This window comes from Flavilitoribacter nigricans DSM 23189 = NBRC 102662 (genome assembly GCF_002646595.1).
Lineage (GTDB): Bacteria > Bacteroidota > Bacteroidia > Chitinophagales > Saprospiraceae > Flavilitoribacter > Flavilitoribacter nigricans.
The window spans coordinates 179,602-201,600 of sequence record NZ_PDUD01000029.1; the positions used below are offsets into that span (position 1 = coordinate 179,602).

10 protein-coding genes are annotated in these 21,999 nt (G+C 52.0%); 3 read left to right on the forward strand and 7 right to left on the reverse strand.

The features are described 5' to 3' along the window. Nucleotides 1-552: 552 nt before the first annotated feature. From CRP01_RS25125 to CRP01_RS25135, 3 genes are all read left to right on the forward strand, one after another. Nucleotides 553-1,986, forward strand: coding sequence for a circularly permuted type 2 ATP-grasp protein (locus tag CRP01_RS25125; RefSeq protein ID WP_099152868.1), 1,434 nt, complete (start codon nt 553-555; stop codon nt 1,984-1,986). A 101-nt stretch (nt 1,987-2,087) separates the two neighbouring features. Then, complete coding sequence (locus tag CRP01_RS25130) at nt 2,088-3,065, forward strand: alpha-E domain-containing protein (protein WP_099152869.1); 978 nt, start codon at nt 2,088-2,090, stop codon at nt 3,063-3,065. Between the two features lie 107 nt (nt 3,066-3,172). Beyond that, entirely contained in the window at nt 3,173-3,829 is a 657-nt protein-coding gene (locus CRP01_RS25135; RefSeq protein WP_099152870.1) for a hypothetical protein, read from the forward strand. Nucleotides 3,830-3,909: 80 nt separating this feature from the next. Here the strand turns inward: CRP01_RS25135 and CRP01_RS25140 are convergent, their stop codons facing one another. From CRP01_RS25140 to CRP01_RS25170, 7 genes are all read right to left on the reverse strand, one after another. Further along, nucleotides 3,910-7,206: a VCBS repeat-containing protein gene (locus CRP01_RS25140; protein ID WP_170110533.1), complete on the reverse strand. Its 3,297-nt coding sequence runs from the start codon at nt 7,204-7,206 to the stop codon at nt 3,910-3,912. A gap of 32 nt (nt 7,207-7,238) precedes the next feature. Beyond that, nucleotides 7,239-8,303 carry a DUF4249 domain-containing protein gene (locus CRP01_RS25145; protein WP_099152872.1) on the reverse strand — a complete coding sequence of 355 codons (1,065 nt, stop codon included), beginning with the start codon at nt 8,301-8,303 and terminating at the stop codon, nt 7,239-7,241. A gap of 4 nt (nt 8,304-8,307) precedes the next feature. Next, the gene (locus CRP01_RS25150) at nt 8,308-10,764 is read right to left on the reverse strand and encodes a TonB-dependent receptor (protein ID WP_099152873.1); all 2,457 of its coding nucleotides are present in this window, start codon (nt 10,762-10,764) and stop codon (nt 8,308-8,310) included. 193 nt (nt 10,765-10,957) lie between these two features. Further along, complete coding sequence (locus CRP01_RS25155) at nt 10,958-14,365, reverse strand: VCBS repeat-containing protein (protein ID WP_170110534.1); 3,408 nt, start codon at nt 14,363-14,365, stop codon at nt 10,958-10,960. A gap of 61 nt (nt 14,366-14,426) precedes the next feature. After that, complete coding sequence (locus CRP01_RS25160; RefSeq protein ID WP_233752752.1) at nt 14,427-17,777, reverse strand: VCBS repeat-containing protein; 3,351 nt, start codon at nt 17,775-17,777, stop codon at nt 14,427-14,429. A 1-nt stretch (nt 17,778) separates the two neighbouring features. Continuing rightward, entirely contained in the window at nt 17,779-18,357 is a 579-nt protein-coding gene (locus CRP01_RS25165; protein ID WP_099152875.1) for a hypothetical protein, read from the reverse strand. Then, the gene (locus CRP01_RS25170) at nt 18,350-21,733 is read right to left on the reverse strand and encodes a VCBS repeat-containing protein (protein ID WP_233752753.1); all 3,384 of its coding nucleotides are present in this window, start codon (nt 21,731-21,733) and stop codon (nt 18,350-18,352) included. Before CRP01_RS25170 ends, CRP01_RS25165 begins: the two co-directional genes overlap by 8 nt. Between the last annotated feature and the right edge of the window lie 266 nt (nt 21,734-21,999).

The window sequence follows — 21,999 nt, forward strand, 5'->3', positions numbered from 1 at the left end:
TTTCCTTCGGTCCGAAAATAGAACGGTGCGCGGTGCCTGACTACCGGTGCTTATACCGTAAGTTGTTAAAAGTAAGAAAAAACCCTTATTAGACCTATACTTCCCGCTATTGGAAAAAAGACAGCCGATCCGGAGAAAAAAGTGCGGGCTGGGTACTTGGTCGTTTTTTTAACAAATCAGGTTTTAATCAAAATAAAATTCCTGTATTAAAAGATCACCCCATTTTTTATAAGGTATCCCAAACTGATAAAAAAATGACCAAAATATTATTGCGCACAAAATTTGAAAAAGCTTGTTATAATAATTATATTCAAAACTTGTCTTTTTAAAAACACACGCTGCGCTGTCGGGCAGAGCGGATTCAAGGTGAAGTGACTAAGACCCTTAGTGATAAACCAGGTCGTTTTTGTCAGCGAAGATCACCGGTAATGCGCCCTTTTTCCATAATTTGCCCTTTTCATGGCGATTTGCGTGAGGGATACGCGTTTTCCGAAAACCCGTTAAACTATAGCTGTGCAGTACTAGAGCAAAATAATAAACATTCTGCACTATATGGATCTAAATTCTTTTAGCAACTATGAAGTAGGAGCTTTTTACGACGAAATGTTCAGCTCTGACCGCAGGGTCCGTGACTGGTATAAAGACTTTTGCCAGGAGATCGAGAACATGTCCCGCGATGAACTCCAGTCCAAACAACACGCCGCCGAACGCTCCCTGCACTCCATGGGCATTACCTTTAACGTCTATTCCGAAGGAGAGGGCGTAGAGCGGATCATGCCGATCGACATCATTCCCCGCATCATCATGCGCCAGGAATGGGATGAAGTGGCCCGCGGCCTGGTTCAGCGCGTGGAGGCCCTCAATCTATTTATTGACGATATTTACCACGATCAAAAAATACTGAAGGACGGTATCATTCCCGAATCCGTCATCACTTCCAGCAAAGGTTTCCTCAAACAATGTATGGGCGTCAATCCGCCGAAGGGCATCTGGTGTCATATCACCGGTACGGACCTGATCCGGGATGACAACGGTGATTTTCTGGTACTGGAGGACAACCTGCGTTGCCCTTCCGGCGTATCCTACGTGTTGGAAAACCGGGAGATCCTGAAAAAGGCCTTCCCCAACATCTTCGAAAAGATCGGCGTGCAACACGTGTCCGATTATCCGACCCGTCTGCTGGAAATGCTCCAGTTTATCTGTGACAAACCCGATCCGCAGGTGGTCGTTCTGACCCCCGGGATCTACAACTCGGCTTACTTCGAGCACTCCTATCTGGCCCAGCAAATGGGGGTCAGCCTGGTGGAAAGCTCCGATCTGGTAGTTCGCGACGGGACCGTTCAGATGCGAACGACCAAAGGCTACGAACTGGTGGATGTGATCTACCGCCGGATTGACGATACCTTCATGGATCCCAAAGCTTTCAATCCCGAGTCACTGATCGGTGTGCCCGGCATTTTTGATGTATTCAAAAATAATAAGGTCGCCATTGCCAATGCTCCCGGTACCGGAGTAGCCGACGACAAAGTGGTGTACGCTTACGTGCCGCGGATCATCAAATACTATCTGGATCAGGATCCGGCCATTCCCAATGTGCGCACCTATCTCTGCGGGGAAGATGCCGATCGCAAGTATGTGCTGGAAAACATCGAAGAGCTGGTTGTAAAGGAAGCCAACGAAGCCGGTGGATACGGCATGCTGATCGGTCCGAAATCCACGAAAGAGGAGTGCGAAGAATTCCGTAAACGCATCAAGAACAACCCGCGCAACTACATCGCCCAACCGACCATTTCCCTTTCCCGGGTACCGACCCTGGTGGGAGAAGGTTTTGAAGGCCGGCACGTGGATCTGCGCCCCTACATCCTGTACGGAGACGGCGTCAAGGTGATCCCTGGTGGTCTCACCCGCGTTGCCCTCCGGAAAGGCTCCCTTGTGGTCAATTCGTCCCAGGGAGGCGGTAGTAAAGATACGTGGGTACTTTATTGATGCCGGGAAAAAGGGGTACCGTATAGAGCTACCGCTTATCCCAATTTCACTGCACTGTAAGATCGCAAGGTCACAACATTCTAACAACACAACATCACAACATGCTAAGTAGAGTCGCCAATTCCATCTACTGGATGAACAGATATATCGAACGTGCCGAAAATCACGCCCGTTTCATCGGAGTAACCTTTAACCTGATCCTGGATATGCCCAAGCACGAAAAGGCCCAGTGGGAGCCGATGCTTTACGCTTCCGGTGATTACGACACTTTCAAAAGTTTTTATCCCCAATCCAACCGCAGCAATATCCTGCGGTTCATGAGTTTCGACGAACGCAATCCCAACGCAATTCTTTCCTGTGTGCACAAAGCCCGGGAGAACGCCCGGAGTATCCGGGAGATCATTTCCAAAGAGATGTGGGAACACATCAATCAGTTTTACCACAGCTGTAAAGAGGCTTCGCGCCGGGAAAAATGGAAGATCGACGACTGGCAGGATTTTTTCAATCAGGTGAAAATGGACAGTCAGTTGTACTACGGGATCGTCGATTCCACCTTTACGCGTAACGAAGGATACCAGTTCAGCCGCCTGGGAAGATACCTGGAGCGGGCGGATAAAACCTCCCGTTTTGTAGACGTCAAATACTTCATCCTGCTTCCGGACGTACACGAAGTAGGGAGTAACCTGGACGTACTGCAGTGGTCGGCCGTACTCAAATCGGTCAGTGCATTCAATATGTACCGCCAGGCCTATCTGACCATCAACCCGGCCCAGATCGTTGAGTACCTCATGTTGGATCGCTATTTCCCCCGCTCGCTATTCTATTGCCTCAAGGAAGTGGAAGAAGCCATCATCCAGATCACCGGCCACCAGAACAAACAACATCCGGCCGTGCGCATCATCGGCAAGCTCCGTTCGGAAATGGAATACAACGATATCAATGATATCTTCAAGATCGGATTGCACGAATCACTCGACATTTTCCAGCAAAAGCTCAATAAGGTCGGCAACGTGATCCACGAGAGCTATTTTGCGCTCAAACCGGAACCAGAAACGGAGGAGCAGGAAATGGAACAATGAATTATTCCCGGTAAACGGTGATAATGAGGGGGTTACTAGGATGATTGAAGGAAAAAACTTATATTTAAAGGGTCTTTCAAGCTACGTCATTCTCAAAACCCATAGATATGAAGCATTTTCTTTACATCAGTCTTTTTCTACTGGCTTTTGGATTTACAGCCTGTGAAAAAGAAACCTACGACTACGCATCCGCTCCGTCGCTCACTCCCGAGGAACGATTTGACCGGATGGAAAAACCGCTGATCCTCTATCAGTTTGCGCAACGCCAGCTCGAAAGCGGCCAGGAAAGCGGCTGGTTGATCGATCGGGAAGGTTGGGTAAGAACTTACCATAAAGCCTATACTCCCGGCAGCGTACCCTCCTCCGATCAGGCTGTTCTCGCTCAGTTGGAACTGGAATACCTCTACGGCGAGGCATCGGAAGGCATTTTTCAGATCGAAAAGGCGGAACTGGCAGAGTATCTCCTACAATCCGTAGGACTCAACCAAAATCAGCTTAGCGACCGGACTACCCAGGAAGGCGCTCCTTTATCTCAGGCATTTTTTGCCTACGCTCAGAAAACCACCCACGTTTCCGCCGGACAAAGCGGCGGCGGTGGTTGCAACAACGGAGGCAATGATTATATACAGGTCACTCAGATCTACCGCTCGGTAGTCGACCTGCAAGGACCGGAAAGTCGTTATAATACTTCGGCCAAAGGTCAGGCCATTCATACATGGCTATTAGCTATCCAGGAAGAATTAAACAGCAAATTGGATCAGTAATTAATGATCCTCACTTCACATGCCAGAAAGCCGCTGCGTATCCCTACCGGCGGCTTTCTGTTTTTTGCCCGTCTTTTCCCTTATTGAATTTCCCTGACCAGTAAAGATTGGTTGTTGCGGGCGATCACCAATAATCTTCGATCGCCTAGCTGCAGACTCCGGATATCCCGTACTTCCCCATCAATACGCCATCCGTCGTTCACAAAACCGTCGTTGCGGAAGCTACCCTGGCGGTTGCCGGTAAGCAACATGCCGGAGGCCGCATCGTAAAGCCCGAGGTCCGTTCTGGAACCATAAAAATTCCCGGCCAGGAATAGATCCGGTATGCCGTCTTGGTCAAAGTCGTCCACCCGGATCGCAAATACCGGGCTGAGCTGGGCCATTTTGGGTAAGGGCTCCAGTTTAAAATTGCCCTTCCCGTCTCCCAGAGCTACCGAGCTGGCCAGCTGTTCTATCTGCTTTACGGTGGCCCCTTTTAAAGTGCCTGCATCAAAGATCTCCGAAAAGCTCAATCGGGCAAACTCCGCATAAGTGCCCATAGACTGCCGCAGATCCGGCATTTGCTTCATGAGCTCGTCGATGGAAGCCAGGGTATACTCTTTCCTCTGCCGGTAATGCGTGATCAGGGGATCGGTTTTGAAATTGCCGTCAAAATCCTTGATGTACAGGCGAACCGGTTCTTCCGGACTGGCTTCGAAAAAATTATTCAGTCCCCAGTTGCCCAGCACCATATCCAGATTCCCGTCGCCGTTGGCATCCGCAAGTTGGATACAGTTCCACCAACCGCCTGATTCCGGTAATGCTTCCGCTTTCCAGGCGCCCCGACGGATGTGCAGTAACTGTACCGGCATCCACTCTCCCACCACCACCAGGGTGCGTTCGCCGTTTGCTTCCAGGTAGGCTGCATCGGTGACCATGCCGAGTTTTCCTCCCGCGGGCAGGTGATCTTTGGCCACATTGCGGAACCGGCCTTTTCCATCGTTCAGTAAAAGGTAGCTTTCCGGATCATGTCCGTAATTACCCGGAATGGAACGGCTGCCGACGAAAAGGTCTATGGCACCATCCTCGTTAAAATCCAGGGGTACCACACAGGCACCATTGCCCGATACCGGCTCGAGGGCATCTGGCTTCGGGGTAAAATTCCCCATTCCGTCGTTGATGTAAAGGCGGTCCAAAAACACCTGCGCGGAAACATCCACCTCTCCCCCACCGTTGACGAGATAAAGATCGGCATCACCGTCCTGATCCGCATCGAAGAACGCGGCGTCCACTTCTTCTCCTTCCCGGTTATCGGCAAAAAAGTTGGGCGCGGGCCGGAAACCCACTCCGGCAATCTGGTAGAAAAGCTCCCCGCTTTGTCCTTTAGCTCCGCATACATACAGATCCTCCAGGCCGTCACCGTTCACATCCCCTACCGCCAGCCGCGGTCCCTGGGTAGATAAAAGGTGCGGAATGAGGGGTTCTTCATTGAAATCTATAAAAGTATTTTCTACGTGCTGGAAATCCAGACCGTACGAGTCTCCCGGTACGAAGGATGGTGATTGAGCGTTTCCAGCCGATATATCGCCGGGGCGGGCTTCTTCCTGCCTGACGATAAGTGTCTGATCCGCCGGGATATCGACCAGCGTACTGGTACTGCCACCCGGCCAGCGGACTTCCACCCGGTCAACCGATCCGGCCTTACCCAGGCCAAATAAAAGCTGGGGTTCGACGGAGGAAAGATACCCCTTGCTGGTGTAGAGTTCCTGACATTGTTCCAGATCGCCTGTGCGGACCGTCACCTTGGCCCCGATCCCAAATTTATTGAGGCCGGTACCCCCGAGTTGTATTTTCAGATAGTGATTGCCTGCCAGATCATTACGGTAGACCGATGCCCGTTCATTCAGATTGTTCACCACCAGATCGAAATCGCCGTCATTGTCCAGATCGGCGAATGTAGCTCCGTTGGAAACCCCGAAGTGATCCAGTCCCCAGTCGCCGGAGACATTTTTGAAGGTGAGATCTGCCTGGTTCCGGAAGGCGTAATTATTCGTTTTACCGGATGGCATTTTTTCGATCAGCACCCGGTCCGGCGCTACCGCCTGGATCTGCTTGTTGGAAATATACCGCAGGTAATCCAGATCGTTGGGGCGACGCCAGATACCGTTGGTAATGAAGATATCCTTCCAGCCATCATTGTCCAGATCGGAAACCAGAGGCGTCCAACTCCAGTCCGTAGCTTCGATCCCGGTGATCTGGGCTACTTCCGAGAATACGGGGATATTGCCTTCCTTGTTCCCCCGGTTGAGTTGCAGCATATTCCGGGAAAACTGAGCATAGTATCCGAAGCTGCGCTTCAACAGGTAAATATTGTAAGAATCCGAACCGACGGTATTTTTCACCAGTTCCTCTACCTCGGGTTTCATATCCAGACTGATGATGTCCGGCAGATTATCATTGTTCCAGTCGGCGATCGTATTCCCCATCGAAAAATGACTCGTATAGCTCATCGCCTCTTCGATATCTTCGGAAAAGGTGCCGTCGCCATTGTTGAGGTACAGGTAATCGTTCTCGTGAAAGTCATTCGAGACAAAGACATCCGGCCAGCCGTCCCGGTTGAGATCACCGATGGCCAGCCCCAGTCCGTAGCCGATGCGGCTGCTGAAAATACCGGCCCGGTCCGTTACGTCCACAAACTTGCCCACCGGCTGCCCCGGCGGAGGGATCTGGTCGTTGCGCAGGAGTCGATCTCCGGCCAGACTGTCCCGCTGCGGCCGCAGGCTGGCGGCCTTGCCGTAATTGCCGATCGAATGCACGGAATGGTTCAGCAGGTATACATCCAGATCACCGTCGAGATCATAATCAAAAAAAGCGGCCTGGGTAGCGAATCCACTGAAATCCAGCCCGTACGCGGCAGCCTGTTCTTCAAAAACAACACCGTTGGAAGTTTCGCCCTGGTTGATGTATAAGCGGTTGATCCCTTTTTTCCCCTTGTAGTCTCCCAACTGGCAGACATAGATATCCAGCCAGCCGTCACCGTTGATATCGACCATGGTCACCCCGGTGGACCAGGAAGTGGTGGTGCCCACTCCGGCCGATTCGGTGATATCCTCAAACTGGAGATCGCCCCGGTTGAGGTAGAGGCGATTAGAACTTTCATTAGCGGTAAAGAAAAGATCGGGCAGGCCATCGTTGTTGACATCTCCGGCCGCCACTCCGCCACCATTGTAGTAGTACAGATACTGGATGATATTGAAGGAGTCCGACTCCAGCAGATCGTTGCTGAACGCAATCCCGGTATCCACCTGTAAACTAAAAGGCTTCTCCTTCTCCTGCCGGCATCCCACCAGGCTCAGACCCACAATCACAACTCCTATGGCGATACAGATACGCTTCACAACAAAAATTACCACTTGCTTAACAAATAAGGTCAAAAATAATCCGGCTTTTGGTAACTCGATCCCGGTACCGAGAGACAATTGAGGCAACGCGGCGGATAATCCCGTTTCGCCGGACTATACTCACATTGGTAGTAAGGTAAAAAAGGAGTATTCTCCGGCAATAAGAATGCCCTGATTGTATCGCTGGACATGGCACTGAAATACCCCAACACCTCTTCTCCGGGGTCATTCACATTGTAGATGTTTCCCCGAACGGGTGCCGGTGGCGTATCGAATATGGTGCCAACTGCCGACAGCGTTTGACCAACCTGACTCCAAAAGGTATAAGCACCTTCGGTCAGACTCCGCAAATAAACATTAAAATAATGTCTTTCGTCGAAACGATTATCCAATCGGGCGGAAGCGACCTGCAGACGGGAGACCGTTCTGGGCTGATTGGCATCAACATTCAGGAGGGTGAACGAACTCAGATCCGGACGGGTATAAACGAAACAGGGAGGCGGAATAACGCCAAAGGGATCCGGAAAATCCGTGGGTGAAAGCCGATACACCTCATCTACGTCAAAGCGATAAAAAACGTCTGGAGTAGTCTGTTCCAGGCTCAGATCTACATAAGCGTTTACCGTTGGTACAATGATACTGTTGCCGTATTCATTAACTTCCCGTATCTCGCCAAAATCGAAATTCAGACTATCGAGACGGGCGTAAATACCGGGAGTAACTTCCCGTTCCGATTCGTATTCTTCGCCGTTATCCAACTCGATATGCAGGTAATAAGTGCGGCCGATCTCCACGCTGAACGTCTGCTCCGGGATCCGGTATTGGCCTTCGCTCATATCCACGTAGGTAGCAGAATTTCCTTCGTTGTCAAAAATGCGGACGGTCGCCCCTTCCAGCGGTATCGTTTTCCGCTGGGAATTTGCGGTCCGGCCCAGATAAAGCTGAAAAGGTCCCGGGCCGTTCACGACACTTCCGTCCACGACCAACTGGCCACCCGATCTTTCCGTGTCGAAATCGATCACCTCGATACAGCCGGTCAGCATAACCGCCAAATACAGGAACATCATTATCGGTAAGTGCAGGCGCTGCTTCATGTTCTTAATAACTAAAGGTGTAGGAAATAGCCGGGATCAGGGTGCCCAGCACGGATAATTTAGTTGGACTGGGAAAGAATTTGTTCCCGAATTGCTGGTAATAAACGGAGAAGGCATTTTTCCGGGCCAGCAAATTGTAGACGGAGATCGTAAAGCTTTCGCGGTAACGACGGCTGACCAACCTTTTCCCGTTGATGGTTAGCGACATATCCAGTCGGTAATAATCCGGGATCCGGTAGGCATTGCGTTCCGAATAATGGGGGATAATGACGTTGTTTTGTTCGTAACTCGAAATGATCGCGGTAATGGGGCGGCCGGTACTGTAAGTAAAGTTGACACCCCAGAAAAAATCGTAGGACAGTTCGTACTTGGCAGAAAGCGTAAAGTCGTGGGGTTTGTCAAAGCTGGAGGGATACCACGCTCCGTTGTTGATGGTCGATTCCTTGGTTGGTCCTTTAGCCTGTAACAGAGAGCGCGAATGGGTATAGGATACCCAGCCGGTGAGCCGCCCCTCATTGCGTTTCGCCAGGACCTCAAAACCGTAGGCCTTGCCGGTACCCGAGATCAGATCAGTTTCCAGGTGTTCGTTCAGGAGTAAACGGGCAAAATCCTTGTAGTCGACCAGGTTTTGGATGTCCCGGTAAAAAACTTCCATAGAAGTCTCAATGGTGTTGTCTTTGAAATTACGGAAAAACCCAAGTGAATAATTATCGGAGATCTGAGGGGGAATATAGTCCGTACTCAACTGCCAGACATCCACCGGGGTGCTGGCGGTAGTATTGGAAATGAGGTGAATATACTGTCGCATCCGGTTGTAGCTCAATTTGAGGGAGGAATTTTCTCCCAGGCGGTAACGGAGCGAAAAGCGGGGTTCCCAACCGGAATAGCGGCGGATCACCTCTCCCCGTTGGTAGGAAACAGTATCCACGATGTTCAGCTCGGTAAGAGGGGCTCCCTCCCGGTAGCGGAAAACCCGATCGGGACCGAGCGACTGGAACATGGAAAATCGCAATCCGGCCGAAAGCGCCAGTTTGGGAGAGATCTCGAAATCATCATTGATGTAGAATGCCAGTTCCTGACCGATCTCCCGGCTAATGGTTTCGCTGAGTACGTTCGAACGCTCCCCCCTCGGATCGAGTCGATCGGGCAGGTTTTTGTAACGAACCCCTTCCGCCCCAAAGTTGAACAAGTGCTTTTCCCCGGCATTCCAGATGAAGTTCTGTTTGAGTTGCAGGTATTGCTGGCCGTTCTGGTACTCGAAAGCCGTTACGCCGAAGGGTTCAAAGAGCAGACTTTTATAATCGCCCAGCGTTGCCGTCGAACGGGAAGAAAAATGCTCATTCAAGATGGCGCTCCATTCCAGGGTAGTAGCCATTGTCCGCCACTGGTAGCCAAATTGCCGGGAGTACTGAAAGAAATCGTAACTGCTGTAATAGGAAAAGCTCAGCGTATTATTCGGACTGAAGCGATGACTGATCTTTCCGGTGAGATCGTAAAAGTTAGCTTTACTATTCCGGATGTCCGGTTGTTTGAGGGATTTCAGGATCCAGCCGGCGTAAGAAGCCCGGCCGCCGATGAGGTAGGAGGTTTTTCCTTTCGCGATCGGTCCTTCCACCAATGCACGGCTGGTAACGGCACCAATGCCCATCTTGATCTTAAATTGGTCAAAATCACCGCGTTTGATATCCACATCGAGCACGGAGGACGTCCGGCCGCCGTACTGCGCGGGTACACTGCCTTTGTACAGGGTAAAGTTCTCGATAACATCGGGATTGAAGACCGAGAACAGGCCCAGCGCATGCGAAGTATTGAAAAGCTGGGCGTTGCCAAACAGCACCAGGTTCTGATCGACCTTTCCGCCCCGCACGTTGATACCTCCGGCGCCTTCCCCGATCGTGCTGACACCGGGTAAACTTACGAGGTTTTTCAGTACATCCAGTTCGCCCAACAGGGTCGGTAGTTCGCGGACATCTTCGGCGGTGAGCGACACGACGCCCGATCTTACGTCCACTACATTCTGATTGCTGGGTTGGGCTTTGATTACGATCTCTTCCAGACTGAAAGAGCGGTCTTCCAGGCCAATATCCAGAACTCCGTCCGTATACAGGTAGATGACTTTGACCTTTTCCTCCATCCCGACACTCCGGAAAACCACTTCGTGCAGCCCCACCGGCAGGATCAGCGCATAACGTCCGCTGTCGTTGGTGACGGTGCCCAGTTCCAGGGTACGGGAATAAACGGTGGCGCCCAACAGCTTTTCGCCGCTGCCCGGATTGGTTATCCGGCCTCGCAACACTGCGGTTTTGCTACCGTTCGCCATTTCTTCCGTTCCGATGGTCAGCGTGTCCGGCACTACTTGTCCGGCGAGGGGGAGTAGACCGCAAAACCAGAGGAGCAGACCTAGGAGTAAGCGCCGGCCGGATTGGTCGCATCGGGAAATTACCGCAGTATTTGGTAGCATTTCAGCTGCTTTTAAGGGTGATCTTTGTATAACGCGAACCGATCACGCCAATCAGAGATGGAAACAAAATAACAATTTTCGGTCTGCCGACTGTCGATTTCTCCGGCTAGCAGGCCGGTAGTGCCGCTTTGGTAAAAATCCCGACAATCGATCGCCGTTAAAATCAGTCTGCCGTAGCAACGACCCTGAACCGCTACTCCGTCAGTTTATAGCACTGGATAGCTCCGTCATTCGGAGCGAAGGTAAAGACCGTATTGCCCCCGACCTCCAGCTTCGCCGCTTTGCGGATCATACCCTTCAGGTCCAGTCCGGCCCGGGCGGGATGGACCGCCTCAAAGCTCCGATCCGCTTTCTGTAGTAATACCATTCCGATAGAGGCATCCTTTTTACCGAGCCGGGTATTGAGATGCAGTTCGTTACCGGCCAGGATCAGGTCTTTCCGACCATCCCCATTGACGTCTTCCACCAGAATGGTATTGGTACTGGAGATCTGAGCGGAACGGGGAAGCGACTGCCGGACAAAAGTTCCACTGCCATTGTTAAAGTAAACTGCGGTTTCAAAGGTGGTCACTTTCCGGGTCTCAAAGCGGGTATCGCCGAAGATATCATCCGCGTTCAGTTGCGCGTAATCCTCGTAAGTAGAAAAATCCTTTTTAAATTCCGGGATCTGTTTCACCAACTCGTTCGCGCTCGGTACCGCATTACCGTTACCGTAGGTCATATAGACCTTTCGGTATTGCTCGCCGACCCGTAGTTGCAGGGGTGCCTGGGCAGTGGGATGGATATCTGTATTGGTCCCGAAATTACCGGCAATGAGATCGAGATGCCCGTCCCGGTCGAGATCGGAGAGTTTTACCGTGCGCCACCAGCCCTCGCTGTCGGGCAGTTCTTCCCGGGCGAAGCCATCGCCGTTGTTGATGAGCAGGGTCACCGGCATCCAGTCTCCCACGACGACCAGATCGTCGTCACCGTCACCGTCTATATCACCCCAGGCGGCATCGGTCACCATACCCAGTGGGGTCGATCGCTGGCTGAAGTTGCCATTACCGTTATTTTCCAGAATATAGGACGGCGGAATGGCCGCATAGCTGATCTTATCGACCCGGCTCCCTACAAACAGGTCCGGATCGCCGTCCTGATCGTAATCCGAAACCCGCACACAGGAAGTGTTCTCAAAACGAATATTCAGTCCACTGACGGCTTTTTTCGTAAAATGGCCGGAACCGTCGTTCAGATAAATGCGGTCGATCAGGGCCGCGTGTTCGCTGGCGTGTTCATTACCGCCGCTGCCGACATAAAGGTCCTGATCGCCATCCTGATCCACATCAAAAAATACGGCATCGGTGTCTTCGTAGGCACTTTCCTGTTCCCAGAATCCGGGCTGCATTTCCCGGAAAGTTCCGTTCTCCTGCCGATACAGCCGCGGCGATTGTCCCCTTGCTCCACCGATATACAGATCGGGCTGTCCGTCGGAATCGATATCGCCCACGGCCAGCGCCGGGCCTTCGCGTGAATAAAGTTGCGGCTGGAGTTTCTCCCGCTCAATATCGTTGAAGGTGTTTTCCTTATGCACCGCATCCACGATAGCGTTAAGGGGAGAAAAAATAGGTTTTGTTGCCGCCTGTCCTCCGGCCTGGCCAGCTTCCGCTTCCGCTTCCCGGATCTCCAGGGTTTGTCCTGCCGGCACCTGGCGCAGGGTTTGCGTTTTTCCAGAAGGCCAGCGTACGGTCAGGGACTCGATCACCGATTCCCCGCCGAGCCCTGTCTGCAGCAGTGGTTCTACGCTGGACATAAATCCTCTCTGGGGAAAATTTTCCAGGCTGATCGTCCGGTCAGCAGTCCGGATCAATACGCTGGCGCCAATACCAAAAGGGTTGCCCCCCTCTCCTACCAGTTTCAGCCGGATATAGTGATTATTGGGCTGCCGGTTCGCCTGGTTCTCGTATACGAACACTTGTTCGTTTATATTACTGACGACGATATCCAGATCTCCGTCCAGGTCCAGATCAGCGTAGGTGGCGCCGCTGGAAATACTGGGTGGGCTCAAGCCTTCCACTTTGGAGAACTGCAGCTCTGAATCATTGAGGAAAAAATAGTTGGGTACCTTCCCGGAAGGCATCCTGGCGGCCAGGTCCAGATCCGACGCTCCTTCCTGTACCAGGGGGTTGGCGATGTAGTTCAAATAATCCAGATCATTCGGGCGACGAACGATGCCGTTGCTTACAAACAGGTCTTTGTCGCCGTCATTATCGTAATCCTGCCAGAGACAGGACCAGCTCCAGTCGGTGGACTCAATTCCGGCAAAAGCCGCCAGTTCGGAAAACGTCGGCCGGCCCTGTGCATTATTGATCTGCAAGTGATTGTGCGGGAACTGATCGTGATAACCGTAGCTCTTCTTGAACAGGAAAATGTTGTAAGGATCGTAACCCACCGATCGTTTCCGGATATTTTCCTCTTCGGGCATCATGTCCAGCGTGAAGATATCCGTGTAGCCATCATTATTGACGTCGGCAATATCCACGCCCATGGAGAACTGACTGGTCTGACTAACGGCATCGGTGATCCCTTCCGTAAACCGCCCACCTTCGTTCCAGTACAGGTAATCATTTTCGTGAAAATCATTCCCGATGTAGATATCGGGATAACCATTATTATCCAGGTCGGAAACGGCAATGCCCAGCCCGTAACCGATGCGACTGGCGTAGATCCCGGCGGCACGGGTAACATTGGTAAAACCGGTCTTAAGCGTTTCTCCACTGCGATCAAGGTCATTCCGGTACAGGCGGTCGCCGTTGATGGAATCCACCTCCAGGCGCAGGTTAGAGCGGCCGTAGTTACTGGTCCGGTGACTCGAATGGTTCAGCAGATACATATCCAGGTCTCCGTCCAGATCGTAGTCAAAAAAGGAGGCCTGGGTAGACAGACCGCTGAACGCCAGACCGTAAGCTTCCGTCTCCTCCCGAAATACCGGTCGGCCGTTTTCCACCCCCTGGTGAACCAGCAGGCGATTGTGCCCCCGGAAGTTCTTATAGTTGCCGACCTGGGTGAGGTAGATGTCCAGCAATCCGTCGCCATTGACGTCCGCCAACGCCACACCGGTACCCCAGCCCTGGATCGTATCGAGTCCGAGTTCGGTAGAAATATCTTCAAAGTGGAGGGAGGTTTCGGAAGTGTTCAGGTAGATGCGCGGATGCGACTGGTTGGCGTTAAATACCAGATCGGGCAACCCATCCTGGTTGAGATCACCGGCGCCCACCCCGGCACCGTTGTAGAAATACAGATAACGGATGATGTTAAAGCTGTCCGTCTCTACCAACTCATTGACGAAATCGAGCCCGGTAGCCGAAGCATCGGGCATGGTAAAGAGCGGTTCGGAGCTTGTCGGACGGCAGGATGCGCAGGTGAGGATGAGTAGGGAAATGACCGGCAAATGGTTCAATAATTGCCCTACTGTGAAGCGTCCTATATTGAATGACTGGCCGCAGCGTTGAAAAGCGGACACGGTCCGGGTACCTGGGCTTTTTGGCAAGGGAGCGGGAGCAGATCGAGCCCCCTTAACCGAGCAGTTCGTATAAATATTATCGTTTTTAAAAGTGCTCAAAGATCTTGGATTATTCGACGTTTGGAGCGGTACCCTCCGGCGTACCGATCTTTCGGTCGGTTCAGTAGGTATACACCAGCACCGAAGCATTATTTCGGGCAATGACCAGATCCTTCCGGTCGCCATTCGGTATGATCGCAAACTGCCGGACCTGCTCCTTGATCTTCAGATTGATGTCCTGATTGCGAACGTAGCGGAAATCTCCTTTCCCATCCCCCAGCAAAAGGGTGCCGAAACTGGCGTCGTAGATCCCCACCTCCGGTTTGGAATAAAAGAAGTTACCGCCCAGCAGAATGTCTACATGGCCATCCTCATTGAAATCCTGTACCGCAATGGCGTACATCGGCGACAATTGCGCCTGTACGGGTAAGGACTTTATCGCAAAACCCTCACTTCCGTTATTGATCAACACGGAGCTTTCGAGTCGATAGACTTCCGATACCATTGATTGCTCCAGCAATTCGGGAGCGAAAATATCCTCCATGGTAGCTTCCTTGTAGGATTCGTATTTGACGTACAGCTTTTTCAGAGCCGGTAGTTGTTCGATCAGGTCGTGCCGCAGGGCCAGCGGATACGATTTATCACCCAGATAAACACAGATGATCGGATCCACCGCACCGTTGCGGTCGAAATCGTTCAGGTACATGGTCACCGGTTTTTCCCGGGATGCACTGAAGCGGGAATTGTGTCCGTGGTTGGTCACGACGAAATCCATATCTCCGTCTTCATCCAGGTCGGCCGCTTCGATACTGTTCCACCAACCATTGGTGCTATCCAACTGCATGGCCGAGGAGGCATCTGTCAGATTACCGCCATCGTTCCGAAAGACCTTGATGCCCATCCATTCGCCGATCACGAGCAGATCCTGGTCATCGTCGCCGTCGATATCCGACCAGACCGCATCGGTGATCATACCGAGTTTTTTCAGGGCGGGAGCTCTGCTTTTTGCCACATCCTTGAAGTTACCGGTCCCGTCATTTTCCAGGAGATAACCGTCCACCGGGACGCCCACCAGATTGGGTTTGGCCCGCGTACCTACGAACAGATCCTGATCGCCGTCGCCATCGAAATCGGCGGGAACGACACAGGAGGAATTCTCGAAATTAAAGGAAGGCAGCACCTGATTGGATTTTATGAAAGTACCGTTCCCCTGGTTGAGGTAGAGGCGGTCGATCAGTTCCGAGGAGTTATTGGGAAATTCCGAACTGCCGCTGGCAATGTAAATATCCAGGTCCTGATCACCGTCGGCATCGAAGCAGCTGCATTCAATGTCCTCTTTTTGTTTGTCCTCCTCGAAGGCAGCCGGAGTGATCGCCCGGTAACGACCGTCAGTTCCCTGCAGGTAGATCCGTCCCGTCTGACCGCTTGCACCGCCGATAAAGAAATCGGCCCTGCCGTCACCGTTCAAATCACCGGAACACATGGCCGGCCCTTCGGCGGACAACATGTGGTATAACAGGCGATCCCGGTCGAAATCGATGTACCGACTTTCCCGGTGCAGATAATCTACGCCGGAGGATACGCTGATGTCTCTGAACTGGATTGGCGCCGATGCGCCGGCAATCCGCTGCTGGGCCACAGTAGCGCTTTCCGAGCTGACCGTCAGGATCTGATCAGCGGCTACATTGGTCAGTTTTGTGATCCGTTCCTGAGCATCATCGCCCGTAGCGAAAGGCCAGTGGATCAGGATACTGTCGACAATGGTTGCATCACCCAGACCGAAATTTGGCCGGGGATCAACGGACGACTGGAACCCACGTACCGGAACGTGCTCGTAGTAGAGTTTTTCGCCACCGGCAAATAATTCGATCCGGGTGCCGACCGCCTGTTGGTTCTGGCCGCTGCCCGTTAAAACGAGTTTTAAATAGTGATTATCCTGCTGTTTTTGATCGTTCTGATTGATGTAGATCCAGGACTGCTCGTTGACGTTGTTGATCACCAGGTCCATATCGCCGTCGTTATCCAGATCCGCATAAGCGGAACCGTTGGAATGCGAAGGCGTATCCAGTCCCCAATCGGTAGTGACATTATCGAATTCCAGTCCCCCTTTGTTCTTATACATGTAGTTGGGGATCTTATTGGACGGAATGATCTCCGTGAGGGATTTGTAATCTACCCCACCCTCGGTAATGATCGATTTCAACACTTCTTCGTTGGAAATGTAGTTGATGTAATCCTGATCGGTCAGGTCACCGTAGATACCGTTCGCGATAAACAGGTCCCGCAAGCCGTCGTTATCAAAATCACAGATCAGGGCACCCCAGCTCCAGTCCGTGGCTTCCACGCCGGCCAGGCGGCCGATCTCACTGAAACTACTGTCGCCATTATTGAGTTGGAGCATATTCCGGGTAAACTGGTGGTAGTAGCCATTCTCCAGATTGTATTGGTATTTATTCCAGTCTTCGAAGGTCGTTTTGGTTTTGAGCCGGTTGTTGGGTTCCGGCAACATCTCCGTCACGAAGATATCCGGGTAGCCGTCATTGTTGATATCGGCCATATCGGCCCCCATGGAAGCGGCACTGATGGATTTCATCTGGTTCTCCAGATCCTCCCGGAAAGTACCGTCCCCGTTGTTCATATAGATGTAATCTCGCTCAAAAAAGTCATTGGAGATATACAGGTCCGGCCAGCCATCCAGGTTGATGTCGCCGACGGTAACCCCTAAACCAAAGCCGATAACGCTGCCGTAGATACCGGCGGCTTCGCTGATGTCGGTAAACTGGCCGTTGTCATTGCGGTAGAGCTTATCACCGCCCTCCTTGTGCCGGTTGGGCCGTTCGTTCTTGCGCAGGTTGAAAGTACCGATCGGCTGAAAGGAGTTGTTCAGCAAATAGACATCCAGATCGCCGTCCTTATCAAAATCAAAGAAGGCCGCATGGGTAGAATATCCCCGATCGGCCAGGCCGTATTTTTCCGCTTCTTCCCGAAAGGAGCCATCCTTTTGGTTGATGAAGAGCTCATTCTGTTTATTATCTCCGCCGACGTCACCGGAATTGCAAACGTAAATATCCAGCCAGCCGTCGCCGTTGATGTCTACCATGCTTACCCCGGTGGACCAGCTGCGGCTTCCCGCCACCCCGGCCTGCTCCGTTACATCCTCGAAAGTGAGGTCCCCCTTGTTGAGGTAGAGGTGATTGGGTTCCATGTTGGCGGTCATATACACATCGACAAAACCGTCATTATTGACATCGCCGATGCCGACCCCGCCGCCGTTGTAAAAATTGCGGTAGGTATAGACGTTGAAATCGTTGCGGAAGGTCAGGCGGTTCTCGAAAGTAAAACCACTCTCTTCCGGTGACAGTCTTGTAAACTGGCTGACCGGAGTATCTTCCGATTGCCCACAGCTCCCTATCAGCATACTTATTCCAACGATCATAAAGGCAAGCATCTGCCTCATATTGCCATCACTCATTTCAATCTGCTTTTAAAGTCAGCACATTATCCAGGTCGGTCAGATCGGAGATCAGGACCTCCACTTTGCTGTCTTCTGTATAGTACAAAACGATCCTCCGGTTGCCATCCACTTTCACGTAGGCCTTTCCCCGGCCCGGAGATCTGATTGGAAAAAACTCATTGCCAGGATAGGAGGATTCAAAAAGCCGGCGGGTATCTTCGATGAGTTTATCGGCCCACATTTCCTTGTTCCAGGGAGCCCAGCCGGTATACATCGTAAACCCGGTAAACGACTGGATCTTACCATTTTTAAAAATGGGGAAAAAGTCCAGAAACCCGTGGTGTTGCAGTCCCGGAAGCTCGTAGTAAATCGTCCGGTTGGAATATCCTTCCTTGATGACTCCCTGTTGATTGAGTTTCCAGCAGGTATTGTAAAAATCCCGCTCGGGCATTCCGAAATACAATCCGAGCAATACGGTATCGTGTCGAACGCCGCTATCCAGTTCATCTTCTACGGCCCGGGCGTACTCGGACTGCTGCGAGCAACTTATTAAAAAAGGCAACAAAGCCAGTAACATCAGGTATTTAACCTTATTCATTAGTCGTTAGATTTGGCATCAAAATTTCCGGTTGATCGTGATTTTTCGCAAAGAGGATCTGCCGCTTCCCTCCGGATCGCAAACCTACTATTTTTCTGATCTCCCCATCCATATAAAGGCCGGATTCCTGGTGGGTCAAGGCGCGAAAATCACGCTTGCCATCCCCCAGCATAACGAGACCGACACTTCCCGCATTAATCCCGATCTCCGGTTTCATGCGATGTTGGTTGCCCCCGGCCAGTACATCCAGGTTGCCGTCACCGTTCAGGTCGGTCACATAATAGGCGTAGATCGGTGATAATTGCGCTTCCAGCGGTAAGGCGGCAAAATCAAACCGGCCACCACCTTCGTTCCAGAGTATTCCGGACCGCATTTCCACCGCTTTATAGGTCAGGCCGCCGGAAAGCTGTTCCGGGCTGAAAATATCCTGGATCCGTTGCCGTGCGTAGCTTTCAAAATTGGGATACTGCTTGCCGAGATAAGGCAACTGTTTCAGAAGATCATTGCGCAGCGCGAAAGGGTATTCACCAGATTCCCGGGTGTAGGCGATCACCTGCTCCGGCTTCCCGTTCTGATCAAAGTCATTGACGTACATCAGCAAGGGATGTTCGGGATCTCCGGTCAGCCGGGAATTCCGGCCGTGGTTGCCCAGCAGCAGGTCCGTGCGTCCGTCCTGATCCAGATCGGCCGCCGTTACGGTATTCCACAAACCGCTCAGCGCCGTCAGTTCATTGCTTTCGTGGGGCGTGAAGGTGCCGTTCTGGTTGACAAACAGACGAACGCCCATCCACTCCCCTACGGCCACGATATCGGTGTCACCATCCCCGTCGAAATCAAGTACTTCCACATCACTGATCATGCCCAAACGGGCAAAATCCGGGGCTTTGCTTTTGCTGACATTTTTGAACTGCCCGGAGCCGTCATTTTCCAGCAGGTACATATCGGAGGGTACGCCGTAGACAAACGGCTGAATGAAAATGCTGACCACCAGATCCTGATCACCATCCTGGTCAAAATCCAGAGCTTTGACCGCCGAGGAATTCTCGAACCGGAAACTGGGCAGGATCTGATTGGAGAATTCCAGTTCGCCGTTACCGGCGTTGAAGTACAGCCGGTCGGCCAGATTGGCGTTATTGGGTCCGAATTCGCTGCTGCCGCTGGCTACATAAAGATCATCGGCGCCGTCTCCGTTGGCATCGAAAAACAGGCAATCCGTATCTTCCGAACTGAGGTGGTTCATAAAGGCGGGCACATCCACCGTGCGAAAGGTGCCGTCCGGATTCTGCACAAAGAGCTGACCGGCCTGATCTTTGGCACCTCCGACGTAAAAATCGGATAATCCGTCGCGATTGATGTCTCCGACACAACAGGCCGGACCCTCACCGCTGTGCATCTGCACCAATAGAGCCTCTCGATCAAAATCGGAGTAATCCTGTTCCCGGTGTCTAAATTCCGGATTAAAACTCACGTCCGGCACCAATAAGGGTCCGGCGACTGAGGGCAAGCCGTAAGCAAGCGCAACCGCTTCGGCGGTAGTACTGCCTTTAGCCAGCTGGATCAGCGTATCGGCAGGCAGGGCGAAAAGCTTATCCACGGTTCGGTCCGGCCAGGTCACCTGGACAGAATCTACCTGCCGGGCGGTTCCCAGACCGAAATGGGCTTTCAGGTCCACGGAAGACATAAATCCACGGGCCGGGAATACTTCCAGATATTGCACCTGATCACCGGTAAAGACCTGGATCTTGGCACCGATGCCATGCCGGTTAGCGGAACTGTCATCCGATAGGGCCAGTTGCAGAAAATGGCCTTCGGAATTGTTCCGGTAAACTACCGGCGGCATATTGATATTGTTGACTACCAAGTCGAGATCGCCGTCATTATCCAGGTCACCGTAAGCGGATCCGTTGCTGAAGGATTTCTGTCCCAATCCCCACTCTTCCGCCTTATTGGTGAAAGACATATTGCCATCATTGTGAAATGCGAAATTGGACAGCGGTTCGGACGGGATCTGATCTACCAGTTTGACGATCCCGCCTTCCGGATCGTTGAGCACCCGGCGCACCTCGGCAGGATCGGAAAAGAAATTGATAAAATCCTGATCCAGCAGGTCCTTAAAGATGCCGTTCGCCACAAAAATATCCTTCCAGCCATCGTTGTCCATATCGAAGATCAGTGCGCCCCAACTCCAGTCGGTCGCTTCCACGCCGGCGTAGCGACCCACTTCCAGGAATTTCCCGCCCCCCGCATTCATTTGCAGCACATTACGGGCAAACTGCTGGTGGTACCCGTTCTTGATATTGGCGCGATATTTATTCCAGTTCTCGAACTGAGCTTTGGATTTGAGCCGGCCTTCTTCCCGGGGCAACATTTCCGTAACGAAGATCTCCGGCATTCCGTCGTTGTTGACATCGGCCAGGTCCGCGCCCATGGAACCCATGCTGATCTCGCTCAGCATCTGGTCTACGCTTTCCCGGAAAGTTCCATCCTGTTGGTTTAGATAGAGGTAATCCTTTTCAAAGAAGTCATTGCTTACGTAAATGTCCGGCCAGCCATCCTGGTTTACGTCTCCGATCGTTACTCCCAGTCCGAAACCGATAGCGCTGCCGTAAATTCCAGCTTCTTCGCTGACGTCCGTGAAGCGGCCGCCGATCACCTCGCCGGCATCATTTTTCTCCAGGTCATTCCGGAGCAGTTTATTCCCTCCGCTCTCATCCCGGACCTTGCGCTGGTCCGGGATCAGATCGTAATTTCCAATACTGCGAAAAGAATTATTCAACAGATAGCAATCCAGGTCACCGTCCAGATCATAGTCAAAGAAAGCGGCGTGGGTAGACAGGCCGAGATCATCCAGTCCGTAGGCTTTCGATACCTCTTCGAAACGTACGGTTTTCATTCCGTCCTGTTCGCCGGAGATCCCCCGATTCAGGAAGAGTTCGTTGTGACGGTTCTCGCCTTTGATATCGCCACTTTTGCAGATGTAAATGTCCAGCCAGCCGTCTCCGTTGATATCGGCAATGCTGACGCCGGTGGTCCAGACATTCTGGGAAGCAACTCCGGCCTGCTCCGTGATGTCCAGAAAGGAAAATTCCCCCTGGTTCAGGTACAATTTATTATCCACCTGATTACCACTGAAAAAGAGGTCCGCCAGTCCATCGCGATTAAAATCGCCGATACCCACACCGGCACCATTGTAAAAATTGCGGAAGGTATATACATTGACCTCGTTGGTGTATTCCAGGTCATTTTGAAAATGGATATGGGTTACTTCCGGTGGCATGGGCTGAAAACGCGTATCGTCCGGAAGCGGAGGTGCTTCGTCCCGGCAGGCGATCAGCAACAATAAAAGGAGCAGTGGTCGGTACGTTCTAAAATTCAAAACTATTCGTTTTTGCCAGGCAAAACCTACAAAAAACCAAGCTGTAAGCCAAAAGCCCGGCCTTCGCAAGAGGGCCAAGATAGTTCAAATGGCAACATTCCCCGTGCAGGCAGTCGATCATCGAACTATTGATTTCTTATTTTGAAACCGTCATAAAAACAACGCTCATCCGGCAAGACTGCATTTTGCGACTGATCCGGCGTGAAAAAGGTAAGATATCCCAGCTAAATAACCTTTCCCATAAAGAGAAACAGACGTAAAATGCA